We start from the raw sequence: 18,809 nt of genomic DNA on the forward strand, positions 1-18,809 counted from the left end.
ACCCCATAAAAATGATGTTAAAAAAATATACAGAAATACATTGGGGTAAAACATTACTAATGTTAATGCCACCTTTATTACGTAAACAAAAACAAGCTATTTGGTTGCAGGTTTTATCAACTCCATTGCAAAATTTATATAGAGATACATTATATAAAATGCAACATAATGGGCAAGTAATGTACTTAGAAAAAGTACTCAATGACTTATTTAACCCTGGGGTAAAATATGTTTATAGCTCATCAATTGATGATAAAATTAACAAAGGCTATATTTTTATAGAAGACGCTTTTAGGCCAAGTGCACAATATTTATATACACATACTGAAATAGTAAATAATGGTGATGAGCCTATTATAGTAGCAAATAATGGAGAAATATTAAAAGATGAAACAAGGTATAAAAACTTTTTGTACCTGTCTGGAGCTTCAGATTTTGATAGTACAGAGTTTTTTAATTTTAGAATATATATACCAAGTAACCTAATTGTTTCTTATGAAAAATATAAACAAGTTCTCTTGTGTTTAAATAAAAAACTAAGTGACGAAGAAATTACAGTTAAAGAACAATCAGAGCAAATGCAAGAATTAGCAGCAATGTTAATAGGTAAAAAAGATAGTTCATTTAGCAAGCACCCTGATGCTATTAAAATAACTAGCCCGAAGTTTCATAAAGTAGTTAACTATTATAAGCTAGCAGGAAAAAGTTATGAAACACATACTTATAAACACTTTAAAACACAATCTTTAAATACAGTTCGAAAAGATAAAGAAGAAAAGCCGTTTTTAAAGAAGTACATGTACGTTAAATAATAGTTAGGATTGATTTAAAATAATAAAAAAATAAAGAAATGAAAAGAGTTGTATTTGGTTACGGAGGAGGATTTCCTTTAGAGCAAGAAACATTAATGCAGATACAAGAAGCATATTCAGAAGATATGTTAGAAGCATTATTTGCACTTTGGGGATTAGAAGCTGATAAAAAATATTTAATAAAAAGCGCTACTGAAAATGAAGAAGGTTGGCTTATAGTACCAGTTAAAATATTGGTTGAAGGAAATGAAGACAGTAGTATAGGTAAAGAAGCGATAAAACCTCAATTAGTAAGGTTATTGTATAATGCGGGTGGTACGAGAGTAAGTATTGAAGATGCTAAAGCAGGCGCAGTAGGTGAGTTGCAGTATGCAACTGGTGCTAAAAACAAAGTGTACGAAGAATTTGTAGGTAAGTTGGTGGTATCTGGGGGAGAGTATAACTTCTCTGATTTTATACCGTTAAAAACAATTAAACAAATAACCAATGAGGTAGCTAGTAACGAAAGCCAAATAAATAACATTAAAGAAGATTATTTACCTCGTAATGGGGCTAAACCAATGACTGGTGATTTACATCTTGGTGTAGACAAACCAACTTTAACTAATGGCGAAGATGGAACCAAATTGGTTTTTAAAGGTACTGCTAATAATACCGACAATGTTTTTATAAATAAACATACCCCTAGTTCTGACACTACAGAGCTAAGAGTGAGTATCGGAGACAATGCAGACCAGGGAGGCAGAGATGCTTTTGTAATTGGAGGAGCAGTAGCAGGTCAGGAAGCTTGGAGAGAAAAATTTAGGGTTCAAACCGATGGTAAAGTTGGTATTGGGGTTACTAATCCTAGTAAAAGTTTAGAAGTAGATGCTAAAGGAGAAAGTTTAAAATTTAAAAATTTAAAAACCCTGCCTAGTCAAACACCATTGGTTATTGATGAAGAGGGTAATGTAGGTAAAAACACTACTGGTATTACTAGTGCTAACTTTTCAACAGGTATGGTTATGATGTGGAGTGGTGATCCTACTACTGTACCAATCGGTTGGATACTTTGTGATGGAAGAACAGGTATTAACGGGATTAGAATACCCGATTTAAGAGGTCGGTTTGTGTTAGGGTACGATTCAAGAGAAGTTGCTAGACCCATAGAAAATATCTTTACGGGGGATAATGATGTGCCTAAAGATGTAAAAAATTATGGTGCAATACATAATACTGGAGGTTTAGGTAATGTTACATTGATTGTAGATGAAATGCCTTCTCATAATCATGATTTAACCATAGGGGTACATGCTAGGTCTTTTGACGGGGCAAGTGATATTGATCGACCATATAAAACGAATGCTGGTGAACATTTGATATTAAAAAGTTCACCAACTGGTGGTGATAAGCCTCATGAAAACCGACCACCATATTACGTCTTGGCTTTTATTATCTATGTAGGAGATTATAATCTGGTACCAGTAGTAAGTGGAGGTAGTTCGCAAACAATTACGTTGCCTACAAATAGTGTAACACTTTCGGGTAGCGCAAGTGATCGTGATGGTACAATTTCTTCAATTAAATGGAGTAAGGTTAACGGTGGTGCTGCTGTTATTGTAAATAAAAACGCTTTAACAACTCAGGTTACAGGATTGGCTAAAGGGAATTATGCGTTTAGGCTTAAGGTTACAGATAATGAAGGCGCTGCGGTAAGTCATACAGTTGGTGTACTGGTGCGTGCAGCTGTGAAATTTAGTGTTTCGGGAGCTCTAAGGTTTAAGTTAAATGGTACACCTCAAAATGGCGTTCCAATTCATACTGATGGAGAAGTGAAAGCTTTTATTTCATCAGGCTATAATTGGCAATTGGAAAATAAACCAGATTTTATAACAATTACTCCTAGTAGTGGAAGTGGAACAGAAGTACTTACTGTAACAATACAACCTAATAGTTTTAAACGGAGTGGAACTATATCTTTTTTAAATGAAAATAATGAACGAGCTTCTTTAGCTTGGAGTCAAGAGTCAACAGTTATCGGTCCAGGAGGCGGAGGCGGTGGCGGAGGTTGCTTCGACCTTGAGTCTGACGTTTTAATGGCTAATGGCAGAAGTAAAAAACTTAAAAATATTATAGTAGGTGATGAATTAAGAATATTTGATTTTGCTAAGAATTTACCTGCAGGAAATGAGGAGTTTGAGTTATTGAGTGAGTTAATGAAAGGTGCAACTAAAGAAGTAAGTAAAGTAGTAGATTTTGGTACTAAAAAAGTAAGTGAGTATCGAAAAATAACATTGTTAAATGGCGGAATATTACAGATTACTCCTTCGCACCCAATATTAGCAAGTAGAGATAAAGAAGAAGTAGCTTGGTTGTTACCAGATGATTTAAGAGGTGGCTATTATATCGTTGATAAAGATGGTTCTCTAGTTGAAATTGAGTCGAAAAAAACGGTGAAAGAATCTTTAGAAATAGGAATTCTACAATTAGAAAAAGGAGATAATTATTTTATAGAAGGTTGTATGGTACACAATGCACAAATTGTAAGAGCAGAAGCTAGAATTGCTGGAGATATTGCAGCAAGACCAATAGATGAATTTGTTGTTTTGGATAAAGAAGGACCAATTGAGCACTAGGAATAATTTAATAATATCAAATTAAGTTAAGAATGCTGTACTAATGAAAATAACAAATGGAATAAGTAGTGTTTACTAGTTTTATTCCATTTGTTACTTTTAAATATACAGAGGTTAATAGTTAAATCCCCGATCAAAAGATGCATTATTTTAAGAAGATTAATGTAATTTTTATTGTCTGTTTGAGCATTACTGAAATTAAATGAATATTTGATTGAAAGTTGCAAACGAAGTTTTAAGAACTATTATTTTATTTAAGGTAAGTTTCGACTGCGCTCAACCAGACATTTTTAAAGTATATAAAATATAAATAATTATCTACCTACCTCTATAAATAAAAAAAGAAATAAAAAGTTAATATAAAATGATATGAAGAAATCAAAAAAAGTACTTAAATCCTATTTTGAATCAGGAGATAAGCCAACACAAGTGCAATTTGAAGATTTAATTGACAGTCTGGTACATCAAGACGATGAAACTAAAATATATATAACTAAAATAGAAACAAATGATGATGGAGATACCATTGTAGGGCTATCTAATGGTCAAACTATTAAAGTTGAAAAACCAAAAATTTCTCAAGACAATAAAATACGGGTAGTAGATTTAGGAGATGTTCGAATTTTTGCTGGTCATTCAGAAAGTATACCTACTGAAGGTCGAGTTACTAGGTCAATTGAAGGTGAAATTCCTCTCCCTCCTCCACCAAGAGTTGAGCAATTATTGGTGAAAATTTTAAACCGATCGACCCCCCCTATAACTATTTTAGAAGATGAAATAGTAGTTTTTGAATATAATTTAGTTGAATTTGGACCTAGTTAATAAAAAAAGATATGAGTAAAAGAAGATTTTTAATAAAAGGAGGAAAGGGAAAAATTGGCGTTGGTGAAAGACAAGTTCGGTTAGAAGAAATTATTCCTATTTATGAAGATAATTCATTGTTGTTTGCAGAAATGAATATCAGGTTGCGAGGTATGGAGTTTTTAGGAAGTAGTAATAGGAGTATTATTAATTATAATAACGTTCCTCTTATTCAAATGAAAAATGATGATTTCTCAAATTCAGTATTGTTTTTTAATCCAAACCCATACGCGATCGTTAAAAACACAAAAAATGAATTTTTCTTTGGAATAGATAAAAGCAAACCAAACACTCGATTTAACCCACAAGGTACAGTTATTAAGTTAGATGCAAACCTGTATGATAATCCATATAATCCAGTACCAGTTTCTTTTTATTGTTTGGCTAATGAAAAAATAACGTTTCAAGATAATAAGCGAATATTTTACAAACTCAACCCAAGTAGTACTGCTGTAGCATCATTTAATTTTAGAAACGGAAGTTTTTATGGTTTTTCTATTGTAAGAGAGGATATTAACTTAAAAGATGATACTGTTACAAGTGAATTTAAAACAGTAAAAGTGTCTTTAACTTCAGCTCAGTTAATAAAAGGAGAGGCAGTAAGTTTAATTCCTGCGCAAGGAAAAGATACTGTTATAGAGTTAGTTTCTACTGTATATAGGTTTAATATAGGTAGCTCGGTATTTAATAACGAAGCAGGTTTAAAATTACAACTAGGAACAGAAGATATGTTTAGAGGTTCAGGAGTAGTTTACATTTCTAGCACTACAAGCTTTATAGAGAAGTTTATTTATCCAGGAAGTAAATTACAGCAGAAGCTATTGGAGAATGCTCCTTTAACAGTAGTACCATTTAGTACACCACCAACATCTGGTAATGGCTCAGTTGATTTTTATTTAACTTACAGGGTTATTAATTTATAAGATAAGCACATTTAAAACACCTATTTTTAAGTAACTAGGAAAAGGTATTTATATAGATCTAAGTATTTTATGATAAAAAAATCACAAAACAGTAAAGTAATTCATCATTTGTTTTAAATGTAATCTTTTGTTGTTTTAAATATATCTGTTTATAATTTGATATTTTGCCTGTTCTTGTAAATATTACTAAACAAGGAGTATCTAAAAAGTACCAAGGTATTTTATATTAATACAGGTTTACTGTCATTGATTTTACCTTAAGTATTAGTTGACTGTTTTTAGTTACTAAGTAATAAAAAAGAAAGAGAAGTTCTTTTTTATTAAAAAATTTTAAAGTAGGAAGTAGAATTAATCTTGAATTTGATGTAATTGGTAAATATGTTGCGCGATTAACTCAGTTAAAATAAACAGATTATTTTAAATATTTGAATAAGAAGAAGCGCTAATTTTAGCGCTTTTTTTGTTTTATAGCTGCTCATTACTATTGTTGTTTTAATATAAAAATGTTTACTATTAATTGGTAATGATAAATGTCATAAAAATATACGAGGTATAATTATACCTTTAAAGTGATAACTCTAAGAATAAGTTTTTAGAGGTGTAAGACTAATTTTTAAATATATTATTATGAGCATGTTTATAAGATATATATTATTGCTAATTTCAGTAGTAATTTTTAATAACTGTACAACAACTCAGTTAGTTCAGCAATGGAAAAACCCTGAAATAGATACTTTAACAATATCAAAGGTATTAATTATTGGAATGACTCCTAATATTGAAGTTAGAGATCAATTTGAAAAATTATTAAAAAAAGAATTTGAGTTACGAGGTGTTGATGCCGTAGTTAGTTTGGATATTTTTGAGCCTGATTTTACAACAGAGAAAAAAACGAAGAAAGAATTAAAGGTGATAGAAAACATTCTTACAGCTAATTTTTTTGATGCTGTACTTTTCACGAAAGTGGTAGGAATAGAGGATAAAGAAGTTTTTTTAGAGGAATATAAAGAGAAAAAATACTTAGATGTTAAATTTAAAGAGGATTATTATAACCATCAAGATATTTTAGAAGATTCAAGATATTATAAAAAATATAAAATTTATAATGCAGAGTCATCTTTGTATTGTATTTGCCCTACAAAAGATAGGGAGTTAATTTGGAAAGGATATATTGATGTTGTAAATCCTACTTCCTTGAAAGAAACAGTAAATGATTATGTTAGTTTATTAATATTAGTGTTAGAAAAACAAAACTTACTAAAAAAACAATAATGCTTTTTGAATAAGATTGTATTTCGTGAAACTAGATACTTAAAAAGTGAATTTTATTTTGAGTATGTATAAAAACAGAAACAGCTGTAAGATACAGCTGTTTCAAAAACTAAATTAAGGTTGGGGATTAATCGTCTAATAAATCTAACGCAGTAGTAATTTTATTTTTAATGATATCAGCAAGAGCTTTGTTTCCGTCAATATCTTCGTGGTTTATTTCAATTACACCATCGTTGTTTCCGTCGATTGCCTGAGATAAATCTACTCCGTTTACGCTATTAAAAATTTGATTAAGGTCAAAGTCAATTACAATACCGTTATCAATTTCAGAAATAATAATGTCGAAAGTAGGATCTTCAAAATCAATTTCTATTTTTTCACTAAACTTGTTAGAATAAATAAAAGGAATGTTATCTATTGTTCCTTCAATTAAAATAGATTTACCAAATAATTCACTCTGTTCATCAGTACTTGGCCCGAATTTAAATTCTAATTCTTCATATTTTCCAACAGGAATTGCTACATCTAAAAAAGAAATTTGACCAGATAGTAAATCAATTTCAAAAGGACCTTCTAGTTCAATTTCGTCTTCAAAATCTAATTTACCATCATCATCCCAGTTTTCATTGTTTTGTGATAAGTCTTCTGTTTGTTCTTCTACATCAAGTTCTAGTTCAAACTCTTTTAAATTTAAAAGTAATTTAGTTATTGCTAGATTAGGAGTGTTTGCTGTTTTTTTAGCTAAACCATTTGTTATTGTGCTTTTAGCACTTAATTTTAAATTTCCTTTTCCTGAAAGAGTGTCGTTGTTAGAACAGCTATAAGAAATGGCGGCGAAAGTTGTTAAAGCTAAAATTGTTTTTGAATTAAGCATTTTAAAAATCATAGTTTAAAAATTAAGGATTGTATATTTATTTTAATTATAGTGTCTTAGTGAATTCTAATTCGTCTTCTCCTTTTGTGAATTCGATATTAACTTTTCCTGAATTTGTTTTAGTTTCATGCAATGTCCAAGTGTCATTAAAATCTGTTAAATCAGGTATGTTAATTGTAAATGATATCTCGTTACCAGAACCAGAGGCTTCCCATGTTCCTGATAGTGTAGTTCCTGATTTGTAAATTGTTATTGTCCCGTCTACTCCGAAAAGAAATAGATAATCTGTATATTGATTATCTAGATTTGTTCCATTTCGTTCTAAATCATCAACATTGAATTTATTTTGACTGTCAAATAAGATTTTTAACTTATCAATAGAGCACTCATTGCAATCGTCATCGTTATAATCGTTGTCATCATCTTCATCACATGAGTTTTCTGCATCTTCTATAGTATCTTCTAAAGCATCTATGTTTTCTATTTCAGTAAAAGTGCCATTAGTCTGAATAAGTTTTACTGGGAAATTTATGGTAACAATACTTGAGTTATCGATGTTATTAATGAAATTATATAGTTGATTATCATTTTCAATTTTAATAATAGTTACTAGTTCGCTATTTGTATTGAAGGATGATATTTCTATTGGAAATTGAAAATCGATACATTCAATATCATCATCCTCCTCGTTTTCATCTTTACATTCTTTAGAAAATTCAATTAATTCAGCGTTTGAGTTTACTGTTTTTACAGTGTAATCGCTAAAAATTACTTCAATAGGATATTTAATAAGGATTGAATCTGTGTCCGTTTTAAATTCATCAAAAATTTCCTCAATTTTATCGTAGTCACTTTCTCCGTTAATTACGAGATCTTCTCCGTTAACGGTTATGTTTACAGGAAGTTTTACCGTTAGGCAGCTTGCTTTATCTATAATGTTATCTATTGACCCGTCTTTTAAAGCAGTTCTACTCATTAAATTAGCAGCTCTAGAGTTTGCTTTAATTGCATTTTTTGTAGGAGGGTCGATAACTATCGTTTCTTCAGATCTGCAAGAACTCAAAAGAATAATACTGCTTAAAAATAGCCATGAAAAATATTTTAATGTTTTCATTAATCTTTAGTTTTAATAATTAATTTTTAAGCCGTGTTTTTAAATAATATTAATGGCTTTATTATAAAACAACCTCGATTTAAAATATCCCGTTTTTATTTTTTTATTTATACATTTGAAAAATATTTTTACAAAAAAATTGAAGAAATCATTGCATAAAAATGTTTGCGACAAGTTGCGTTTTTCTAAGCTGTACGATAAGTATGCACAGGAGCTTAGCAGCATATTTCGTTATAAATACGGAGCGCTTTTAAATCCATCAGATAGGGTGCAAGATGCTTTTGTTAAACTTTGGGAAAATTGTTCGAAAGTTACTCCAGAAGCAGCAAAATCATATGTATATACAGTAACAAATAATTTATTATTAAATGCGATAAAACATAAAAAAGTGGTTCTTAATTACAATCAAGTTAAGCCAAAAGATTATACAAATGAGTCTCCAGAATTTTTAATGAGAAAGGAACAATTTTTAGAGCGATACGAAAGAGTTTTATCAAATTTAAAACCAGAACATCGTGAGGCTTTTTTGTTAAGTAAAGTAGAGGGAAAGACTCACAAAGAAATTGCAGAAATGCTTGGAGTTACCAAAAAAGTAATTGAGCATAGAATTTATGCCGCATTCAATATTTTAAAAGATAAACTTGAAGAATTTAGATTGAAATAAATTTTTCGGGATAATTGTCTGTTTAGTTGTTTTATTAATATAACGTTGAGAATGAAGAAAGATGAATTAACACAAAAATGGCTTAATAATGAGCTTTCACCTGAAGAGCAAAAAGCTTTTGTAGAAATGGAAGAGAGTGCTTTTTTTAAAGAAATAATTGATGAAGGAAAGCGTTTTAAAATAACAAATATTAATAAAATTAGTAGCTTTAGCGATGTAGAAAAACGACTAGATGAAAAAGGTACACTAAAAACGAATAACTGGTTTCGATTTGCTGCGAGCATTGCAGCTGTATTTGTACTAGGGCTGTCAGTCTTTTATTTTTTTGATAAAAGTTCATTAAAAACATTTGATACTCAGTTTTCACAAAAAGAAGAAATTATACTTCCTGATAATTCTATTGTTACTTTAAACAAAACGTCAAAACTCTCATATAATACAAGTAAATGGAAAACTAAAAAGAGTTTAACTCTTAAAGGAGAAGCTTTTTTTGATGTAACGAAAGGAAAACGTTTTGATGTTGAAACGTTACAGGGAAAAGTTAGTGTTTTAGGTACTGAATTTAATGTTGTAGCAAGAGATAGTATTTTTAAAGTAATTTGTTATGAAGGTTTAGTTGAGGTGGCTTATAACGAGCAATTAATAAAACTCCCTGCTGGTAATGGTTTTAAAGTTGTAAACGGTAAAACTGAAAAGTATGCAGTAGTAGTGGCTAAACCAACATGGTTAAATAATATGAGTGTTTTTAATCAGGCAAAAATAACAGAGGTTTTAGATGTTTTATCTAGGCAATATGATGTTTCTATTGATTATAGTGCTATAGATGATAAGATTCTTTTTACAGGAGCATTTGAACATAATAATCTAGAAAACTCACTTATAGCGACTTTGAAAACGCTTAACTTAACCTATAAAATATCTAAAAATAAGGTTGTTGTAATAAATGCGAAAAAGTAAGCTTTTTTATGTTGCTAAATTATTGCTGTTTTTCTTTGCTTGCGTAAGTGTACATAGTCAAGTTGCAGAAGAAAAAGTAGCTTTGCAATTGGTTATTGATACTCTTAAAGAGCAGCATAAGATTCAGTTTAATTATGAAAGTAATTTGTTAACTGCTGTTTTTGTTGTTCCTCCTTCAGAAAAACTTTCTTTAAATAAAAAAATAACGATATTAGAAACTCAAACATCTTTAAAGTTTTCTAAAATAAGCGCTAAGATAATTTCTATTAGTAAGGTTGTGAAAATCTGTGGTTATATTAAAAGTGAAGTAAATGATGAGGTCTTAGAAGGTGCTACGGTAGTAGCTGATGATGTTAATATCGTAACAGATAAAGAAGGGTATTTTAATTTGGTTGTAAGCAGCTTAACAGGATCGCTTTCCATTCGTTTTTTAGGATTTAAAACGTTTACGATAAAGTTAGCGGAGTTAAATGTTGAGAATTGTAATACTCTTTTTTTAGAAGAAGAAAGCGAATTTATAGATCCTATAGTTATAACAGAATACTTAGTTAGTGGTATTGATAAGAGTAAAGATGGAGGTACTACTATAAATTTCTCTAAATTTTCTTCTTTACCAGGTGTAATCGATACGGATGTTTTACAAACAATTCAGGCATTACCTGGTATTCAAAGTACAGACGAAACAGTTTCTAATATTAATATTAGAGGCGGATCTCATGACCAAAATTTAATTATGTGGGATGATATAAAAATGTATCAATCAGGGCATTTTTTTGGTCTTATTTCTAGTTTTAATCCGCAAATAACTAAAAAAGCGTCTGTTATCGCTAATGGGACTGATGCTTCGTATACCGATGGGGTTTCTGGAGTTGTTAGTATGAAAACTGATGAAAAAATTGAAACAGTTTTTAATGGAAATATAAGTGTAAACTTTATTAGTGCAAATGCTTTTTTGGATATTCCTATAAGTGAAAAATCATCTCTTCAATTAGCTGGTAGAAAGTCGATAAATAATTGGGTGAAAACACCAACTTATCAAGTATATTTTGATAGAGTAACCCAATTAACGGAGGTGGAAACGAATAGTGGAAATGTGTTAAATTCAAATCAAAATTTTGATTTTTATGACACTTCTCTTCGTTGGATATATCATCCTTCTAAAAAAGAGATATTAAGGTTAAATTTTATTTTAATAAATAACGGTTTATCTTTTAATGAAACAGCTGAGGTTAATAAGGCTATTGAGTCTAAAAAAAGTAGTTTGTTTCAAAATAGTATTGCTGCTGGGGTGAGTTATGAGCGAAAATGGAATTCTAAGTTTTCTACCTTAGTGCATCTTTATGAAACAGATTATAAATTACAAGCTGTAAATGCTAATGTGTTGCAAAATCAGCGTTTTTTACAAGAGAATAAAGTTTCAGAAACAGGTATAAAATTTTCTGGGTTACATCAATTTAAAGAATGGAATCTAAAAGTTGGATATCAACTAATCGAATCGAAAATTACTAACTTAAATGATATTGATAATCCTCGTTTTGTTAGATTAAATTCTAATGTAATCCGCGAACATGCAATTTTTGCTCAAGCGAATTATCAGCATAAAAAAGGATTTTCTGCAAGACCAGGAATTCGAATAAACTACAATAGTAAATTCTCAAATTTTCTTTTAGAGCCAAGATTACATTTAAATCAGAAAATAAATAATGCACTGGCTATAGAGTTTCTGGGAGAATTTAAACATCAAAATTCAACCCAAATTATAAATTTCCAAAATGATTTTTTAGGAGTTGAAAAAAGAAGATGGCAATTAGCAAATGAACAAGATATTCCTGTTTTAAAAAGTAAACAAGCTTCATTGGGGTTGCTGTATTCTAAAAAAGGTTGGTTATTTGATACTAAAGCATATTATAAAAAGGTTGATGGTATTACAGCCCAAAGTCAAGGATTTACGACTAAATATGAGTTTAAAAAGGTAATAGGAGCATATAATGTTTTAGGGGTTGATTTTTTATTTAGAAAAAAGATTAAAAATTTAAGTACTTGGTTTAGTTATTCGTTTCTTAAAAATGAATATGAATTTGATGCACTTACAGAAACTAAATTTCCAAGTAATTTTGATAATACACATAGTGTTGCTTTTGGTAGTACTTATACTAATGAGTCTTTAAAATTTTCAGCAGGATTTAATTATAGAACTGGTAAACCAACATCGGTACCAATAAAAGGTAACGAAATAGTTGGTAGTGATATTAATTTTGCTGAAGCGAATGAGAGTCGAGTTAAAGACTTTTTTAGAGTTGATACTTCAGTCATTTATAATTTTAAGATCTCAGATGATTTTCGTTCTGAGATAGGAGCTTCTATTTGGAATTTATTAGATAGAGAAAATACGATTAATAATTACTATCGAGTTGGTGAGGATAAGCTAGCTAATAAATTTTCTCGTCTTTCATTAGGTGTAACTACCAATTTTATTTTTAGAGTGCACTTTTAGTTAATAATCTTTTTTATTTTTGGACTCAATTGATATTTTTCTAACATTATTTAATTAACTAAGAGTTTTGCTTTTTTTTTATAAATGTTTACTGAAAAAACAACGAGTAATTTTTTTAGAAAGAGGTAATAGATGTTGTCTCTTCTAAATTAATCAATAGACCTTGGTTTATATAAAACTTAATTACGTGGTCTTATATTTAAAGAGATTTATAAAACGTAAAGTAAAAGAACTTAAAAAAGAGCTAAATATTAATGATAGTCGCTATGTTTCACTTATTGCTCGTGAAAATTATTTAAAAGATGGAATTGACCATGTTTTAGTAGGGATGCGAAAAGAAAAAAATATTAAAAATTTAACGCCATTATTGTGAAAAAAAGAATAAATATAATTTTAGGTTTAAGCTTTTCAGTATTGTTATTTATGATTATTTGGATTTATGGTTTGATAAGTCATAATGTAGGAGAAATTAAGTACGATAAAAGCATAAATAAGTTAACTTTTAAAGTTTGTAACGAAAAAAGAATTTTTGAATATTATTCGGTAAGCACATCCTACCAAAAAGGTAGGAAACAAATGCGAAAAGATCTTTTAAATATTCTTAACAAAGAAAATTTAAAACTAGAAAATAAAACGGGATATATTACTTTTCGATTTGTAATTAATTGTAAGGGAGAATCGGGATGGTATAGAGTTAATAGTACTACTGAAGATTATAAAGAAGCGGTGTTTAAAAAAACTGAAATAAATAAGTTAAAAGGTGCTATTTTAAAGTTGAAAAATTGGAAAGTTGGACGCTTGAAGAATAATAAAAAAGTTGATAGTTATTATCAGATTAATTTTAAAATAAAGGAAGGAGTAATCGAAGATATTTTTTAGTTATGAAAAAGTTTTTTTTAATAATAAAAGTGCTGTTGTCATTGTTTTTTATAGCATGTATTTTGTTTATAAGTTATCTGTTTTTGTTTGGACCAAAAGAAAAGCGATTTAGTTTTGCAGAGCATTCGCAAGAGAGTTATTTATCCCAAAAAATATTTGATATTTTAATTTTTCAATACCCAAATTACTCTAATGCTTATTTTGAAAAATCAGTAGTTCATAACAAGAGGGGGGATTATAAAAAAGGATTTCAGTTGTTAAATAAGGCTGTGCAAATTGCTCCGAAAGATCACTTAGGTTATAGAGGTTGGTTGAAGCTAACGAAGTTAAAAGATTACCAAGGATGTATTGAAGATTTAACTAAATTAGATTCATTAACACCAGATGTAGTAGATGCTCCTTGGGGAGAAAATGTACATTATCTTCTAGGTCTCTCATATAAAGGGCTCAAAAAGTATGATTTAGCAATAAAAGAGTTTAATAAAAGTATTATTTCTCAGAAAGATTCTTCTTGGGTTAATCATAATTTGTTTTTACATAAAGGTATTATTCTTAGTAGGCAAAGTAAAATTAAAGAAGCACTAGACAATTTTAATGCATGTTTACTAAATTGTTATGATAAATCACCAGAAGCATATTTTCAGAAAGGAGTTCTTTATGAAAAATTAAATTTACAGGATAGTTCGAAAATTAATTTCGAAAAATCATTGGTTTTGTTTAAAGAAGGGTATGCAAAAAAAGATGTTTATAATGAAGTTCAAGATGAATTATATGAGGAAGATATTGAAGATGCATTAAGTTCTTTTTAAACAAAGTTCTTAACTTTGAAATCAGATCCTAATTTTGTTAAGCTTGTTTTTTACATTGATTAATAATAGTAGCTATCGTTTCTTAAAAATGAATACAAATTTAGAGTCTCAGATGATTTTCGTTCTGAGATAGGAGCTTCTATTTGGAATTTATTATATAGAGAAAATACGATTAATAATTACTATCGAGTTGGTGAGGATAAGCTAGCTAATAAATTTTCTCGTCTTTCATTAGGTGTAACTACCAATTTTATTTTTAGAGTGCATTTCTAATTGAAGAAAGCTTTATTAAATACACTATCATTTTTATTATAAGGCTTTTATTTTAATTGTTGTTTGATTTAATATTTTTTTATTGTATAGTATTTGTGCTTTAAGTGGCTTTAACACTATACCTGTTTTTGAGTTGTTTTATTCTTTTTTACGTCTTTTAAAATCCCAATTACGTCATTTTTTTTATGAATCACAATATATTTTTGTAATCTATAAATTATTAAGACTAAATAAAAATAATGATTCTTAAAGAAAGTCCCTCACTAAAAGAATTGTCATTAAATAACCATTTGTTTAATGATGAGTCAGTTAAAATGTATGAAGAGTACACATTAAAAACACTCACTTATATTCAAAAATTTTTATCCAATAGAAAGTTTTACAAAGGTGATGAGTTAGTAGAAATACAAAATGATAAACTTAATGCAAAGCTAGATGATATTGAAGAAGTACATTCTTTAGATGATGCTTTAGAACAGTTAAATGATTTGTATATAAAGAAATCGATTGCTTTTCATAACCCAAATTATGTAGCTCATTTAAATTGTCCAATAACATTACCATCAATTGTTGCAGAAATGATAGCTACGACTATTAATACAGCGGTAGAAACATGGGATCAAAGTACTTCGGCAACTTTTATAGAGCAAGAAGTTATTCGTTGGATTTGTAATGCTTTTGAATTTCCTGAAAACTCAGATGGAGTGTTTACGAGTGGAGGAACACAATCTAATTTCATGGCATTGTTAATGGCTCGTGACGATTATGCTTTTGAGAATTTTGGAATCAATATTAAACAAAATGGATGGTCTGATGAGATAAGTAAGTTTCGAATTTTTTGTTCGGAAAAGGCTCATTTTAGTATACAAAAAAATGCTGCTTTATTAGGGATGGGTTATGATGCTGTAATTCCTGTAAAAGCAGATGCTAAAATGCGAATGGATGTTAATGAATTAGTTTTAGCTATTGAGAAAACAAAACAAGAGGGCAATATTCCTATTGCTGTTGTAGCTACTATGGGTACAACAGACTTTGGTAGTTTTGACCCGTTAGAAATCATAGGAGATGTTGCTAAAGAGCATAAAATGTGGTTACACATTGATGGGGCATATGGTGGATGTTATGTGCTTACAGATACTCACAAGCATTATTTTAAAGGATCGGAAAAAGCAGATTCAATTACTGTAGATTTTCATAAAACGTTATTTCAGCCGGTAAGCTGTAGTGCTTTTTTGGCTAAGAATAAAGAACACTTTAAATATGTGTCTTATTATGCTGATTATTTAAACCCTCTTGAAAATAAAGATCAACAACGCCCTAATTTAATAGAAAAATCAATTCAAACCACTAGAAGGTTTGATGCTCTAAAAGTTTGGTTAACTCTTAAAACATTAGGAACAAAAACAATAGCGTCTTACTTAGAAGAAGTACATAATTTAACTAAGCGTGTGTATGAGAAAATGAGTATTAATCCAAATTTTGAATTAGCACACGAACCAGAATTGAGTACTGTTGTTTTTAGATATAAAAACTCACAAGCAGCACACGAACCCACTCATGATATGGTAAACTTACATATTAAAAATACCTTATTTGCAGCAGGAAGAGCGTCAATAGCTAGCACAAAGTTAAATGGTAGTATTTATTTAAAGTTTACATTATTAAATCCAAAGAATACCATAAATAATCTTCAGAATATTATTGAAATGATAGAAGAAACTGGAAAGAAATTTCAACCTAAAACCGAATTATTATAATGCAAAACGCAATCGCAGATTTTATAGCAATAGGAGTAGGACCTTTTAATTTAGGTTTAGCATGTTTAACAGAACCAATTGAAGGTGTAAATGGTGTTTTTTTAGATAGAAAAGAAAAGTTTGATTGGCACCCAGGCATGTTGTTAGAAGATACAACATTACAGGTTCCTTTTATGGCAGATTTAGTAACGCTTGCAGATCCAACAAACCCTTTTAGTTTTTTAAATTATATAAAAGGACAAGGAAGAATATATTCATTTTATATACGCGAAAACTTTTTGTTATTACGTAATGAATACAATAAATATTGTCAATGGGCAATTAGTAAATTACCTAACATTCATTTTAATACAAATGTTACCGATATTAATTATGATGAAAATAAAGGAATTTATATTGTAACAAGTATTTGTACAAAAACAGATGAGCTTAAAATATATAAAGCAAAAAAGTTGGTCTTAGGAACAGGAACCCAGCCTTATATTCCTGAATGTAGTAAAAAGCTAAAAGGAAAAGCAATACACTCATCAAAGTACCTAAGTTATAAGGAGAGTTTACAAGAAAAAAAGAAAATTACCATTTTAGGAAGTGGGCAAAGTGCTGCTGAAATATTTTTTGATTTATTGCAAGAAGTAGACACTAAAGGATATGAATTAAACTGGATTACACGTTCTCCACGTTTTTTTCCTTTAGAATATTCTAAGTTAACTTTAGAAATGACTTCACCTGAATACGTAGATTATTTTTACAATCTGCCATCTCAAAAAAGAGACGACCTTATTAAAAATCAAAAGCATTTATATAAAGGTGTAAATCAAGATTTAATAGGAGCAATTCACGATACATTGTATGCCAAAAGAGTGGTAGCAACCGAACCTTTAAAAGTTTCGTTACGTACAAATACTGAGTTGAAAGAAACTGAATTAAAAGAAGATTCAATTAGTTTAGAGTTGCATCAAGTAGAGCAAGATAAATACTTTAAACATGAAACAGAAGGGTTGGTATTAGCTACAGGATATAGTTACTATTTACCAAAATTTATTGAAGGAATTTCAAATAGAATTCAATGGGATGAGCAAAGTCGTTTTGATGTAAATAGAAACTACAGTATTGATAAAAATAATAATGAAATTTTTGTGCAAAATGCAGAACTACATACACATGGTTTTGTAACTCCAGATTTAGGAATGGTTGCTTATAGAAATTCTTATATAATTAAAGAAATAACGGGAGTAGAGCATTATCCTATCGAACAAAAAATAGCATTTCAACAGTTTGATGTTACGCAAGACGAAGAAATTAAATTAAATGTTTTAGTATAAGAGATGAAGCTAAAAACATTTTTAATAGTAATGACATTGGTTGCAGTAGTAAGTGATTACTTACTGCATCCATTTTATCCACAATTTTTTGAGCTTCGTTTTGGTATGACCAATCCCAAAAATGTAGGATATTATTTTGCTGCTATTTGTTTTATGGTAATGATTGCATTTCCATTCTGGGCATACATTTCTAAAAAAGTATCTGAACTAAATATTTTAATTTATACGCAAGCAATAGCTGGTGTTTTGGCATTGTACTGTTATTATACAACGTCTTATATTAATTTTTGGATAGTGTCACTTATTATGGTACTATTTAAAGGGAGTTATTTATTAGTTTACCCTTATATTTTAAAAATCATAACAAAAGAAGAGCATCCAAGTACTATCGGACTACTTTCGGTTGTGGTGCATTTAGGAGGAATATTAGGTGCTGTACTAGGAGGAATAACTGTAGATTATATTGCACCAAGTAGCATTTTTTTAATTATGGCAGCTGGAGATTTTATTCAGATGGCTATGAGTACTTATTTATTAAAAAGTAAAAAGTATGCTACCGATTTAATTATTTCAGAAGAACCAGAGAGCACAAATAAGAAATTTATACCTAAAGGATTTATTTTAAAATTAGGCTTAATAACCTTGATTCTTTATTTCAGTGATTTTTTGATACGACCTTTCTTTTCCTTGTATTGGGAAAGTATTTCAGTTTATAAAAGCAAATTAGCATCAGGAACTATATATGCGATACCAGGTTTTGTAGCACTACTGGCTTTGTGGATTAATAATAAACGAAAATCGAAAGGACACGAAGGAATTATAAACGCTTTATTTATTGGGTTAATAGGTCTTTTATTACAAGGAATTCCAAATGAAGCTGTAGTTATTTTAGGACGATTTATTTATGGATGGGCAATTTTTCAGGGAGTAGTAAAATTTGATATTTTATTGTTCGAGTTAAGTACTCCAGATTCATATTCGATCGATTATAGTAAAATACATTTCTTTCAAAATTTAGGTGTCTTACTAGCTTCTTTAAATATTGGAATTATAGTAGATAGTTTTGGTTTACGTATGCCTTTTGCAATTGCTTTAGGAGGATTTACGTTAACCTTAGTTTTATACTTTTTTGTGTTTAAGTCGGTAAGAAAAGTTCATAAACAACTAGTAAAAGCTTAAGAAA

Annotated in this window: 16 protein-coding genes; 14 read left to right on the forward strand and 2 right to left on the reverse strand. The window is 29.3% G+C overall.

From position 1 onward, the window contains the following. Window positions 1-11: 11 nt before the first annotated feature. The 5 genes from H518_RS20445 to H518_RS0106790 all read left to right on the forward strand — a co-directional run bounded on the left by H518_RS20445 (window position 12) and on the right by H518_RS0106790 (window position 6,483). Window positions 12-812, forward strand: coding sequence for a hypothetical protein (locus H518_RS20445; RefSeq protein WP_155995177.1), 801 nt, complete (start codon window positions 12-14; stop codon window positions 810-812). A 38-nt stretch (window positions 813-850) separates the two neighbouring features. Beyond that, entirely contained in the window at window positions 851-3,427 is a 2,577-nt protein-coding gene (locus H518_RS0106775) for a PKD domain-containing protein (RefSeq protein WP_028888354.1), read from the forward strand. A gap of 369 nt (window positions 3,428-3,796) precedes the next feature. After that, on the forward strand, window positions 3,797-4,249 hold the full coding sequence (locus H518_RS0106780) for a hypothetical protein (protein ID WP_028888355.1): 453 nt from the start codon (window positions 3,797-3,799) through the stop codon (window positions 4,247-4,249). 11 nt (window positions 4,250-4,260) lie between these two features. Next, window positions 4,261-5,211, forward strand: coding sequence for a hypothetical protein (locus tag H518_RS0106785; RefSeq protein ID WP_028888356.1), 951 nt, complete (start codon window positions 4,261-4,263; stop codon window positions 5,209-5,211). Window positions 5,212-5,838: 627 nt separating this feature from the next. Beyond that, complete coding sequence (locus tag H518_RS0106790; RefSeq protein WP_155995178.1) at window positions 5,839-6,483, forward strand: hypothetical protein; 645 nt, start codon at window positions 5,839-5,841, stop codon at window positions 6,481-6,483. A 127-nt stretch (window positions 6,484-6,610) separates the two neighbouring features. Here H518_RS0106790 and H518_RS19430 read toward each other — a convergent pair whose 3' ends face one another. Further along, window positions 6,611-7,369 carry a hypothetical protein gene (locus H518_RS19430; RefSeq protein WP_051263697.1) on the reverse strand — a complete coding sequence of 253 codons (759 nt, stop codon included), beginning with the start codon at window positions 7,367-7,369 and terminating at the stop codon, window positions 6,611-6,613. 34 nt (window positions 7,370-7,403) lie between these two features. After that, complete coding sequence (locus H518_RS0106800) at window positions 7,404-8,471, reverse strand: hypothetical protein (protein ID WP_028888358.1); 1,068 nt, start codon at window positions 8,469-8,471, stop codon at window positions 7,404-7,406. A gap of 139 nt (window positions 8,472-8,610) precedes the next feature. On the opposite strand from H518_RS0106800, the gene H518_RS0106805 reads away from it, so the two are divergent. The 9 genes from H518_RS0106805 (at window position 8,611) to H518_RS0106845 (ending at window position 18,805) form a co-directional block, all read left to right on the forward strand. Further along, window positions 8,611-9,135 carry an RNA polymerase sigma factor gene (locus tag H518_RS0106805; RefSeq protein WP_028888359.1) on the forward strand — a complete coding sequence of 175 codons (525 nt, stop codon included), beginning with the start codon at window positions 8,611-8,613 and terminating at the stop codon, window positions 9,133-9,135. Between the two features lie 51 nt (window positions 9,136-9,186). Then, window positions 9,187-10,092: a FecR family protein gene (locus H518_RS0106810; protein ID WP_028888360.1), complete on the forward strand. Its 906-nt coding sequence runs from the start codon at window positions 9,187-9,189 to the stop codon at window positions 10,090-10,092. Continuing rightward, a complete protein-coding gene (locus H518_RS0106815; protein WP_028888361.1) occupies window positions 10,079-12,586 on the forward strand; it encodes a TonB-dependent receptor in 2,508 nt (835 codons plus the stop codon). Before H518_RS0106810 ends, H518_RS0106815 begins: the two co-directional genes overlap by 14 nt. A gap of 187 nt (window positions 12,587-12,773) precedes the next feature. After that, the gene (locus H518_RS0106820; RefSeq protein ID WP_028888362.1) at window positions 12,774-12,959 is read left to right on the forward strand and encodes a hypothetical protein; all 186 of its coding nucleotides are present in this window, start codon (window positions 12,774-12,776) and stop codon (window positions 12,957-12,959) included. After that, window positions 12,956-13,465 (forward strand): hypothetical protein, encoded by a 510-nt coding sequence (locus tag H518_RS0106825; RefSeq protein WP_155995179.1) that lies wholly within the window; start codon window positions 12,956-12,958, stop codon window positions 13,463-13,465. Before H518_RS0106820 ends, H518_RS0106825 begins: the two co-directional genes overlap by 4 nt. Before the next feature lie 83 nt (window positions 13,466-13,548). Then, window positions 13,549-14,274 carry a tetratricopeptide repeat protein gene (locus H518_RS20450; protein WP_051263699.1) on the forward strand — a complete coding sequence of 242 codons (726 nt, stop codon included), beginning with the start codon at window positions 13,549-13,551 and terminating at the stop codon, window positions 14,272-14,274. A gap of 512 nt (window positions 14,275-14,786) precedes the next feature. Further along, on the forward strand, window positions 14,787-16,304 hold the full coding sequence (locus H518_RS0106835; RefSeq protein WP_028888364.1) for a pyridoxal phosphate-dependent decarboxylase family protein: 1,518 nt from the start codon (window positions 14,787-14,789) through the stop codon (window positions 16,302-16,304). Then, a complete protein-coding gene (locus H518_RS0106840) occupies window positions 16,304-17,626 on the forward strand; it encodes a lysine N(6)-hydroxylase/L-ornithine N(5)-oxygenase family protein (protein WP_197474534.1) in 1,323 nt (440 codons plus the stop codon). Before H518_RS0106835 ends, H518_RS0106840 begins: the two co-directional genes overlap by 1 nt. Window positions 17,627-17,629: 3 nt before the next feature. After that, on the forward strand, window positions 17,630-18,805 hold the full coding sequence (locus tag H518_RS0106845) for an MFS transporter (protein ID WP_240472499.1): 1,176 nt from the start codon (window positions 17,630-17,632) through the stop codon (window positions 18,803-18,805). Window positions 18,806-18,809: the final 4 nt, after the last annotated feature.

It is taken from the genome of Tenacibaculum ovolyticum DSM 18103 (assembly GCF_000430545.1).
GTDB classification, from domain to species: Bacteria; Bacteroidota; Bacteroidia; order Flavobacteriales; family Flavobacteriaceae; genus Polaribacter; species Polaribacter ovolyticus.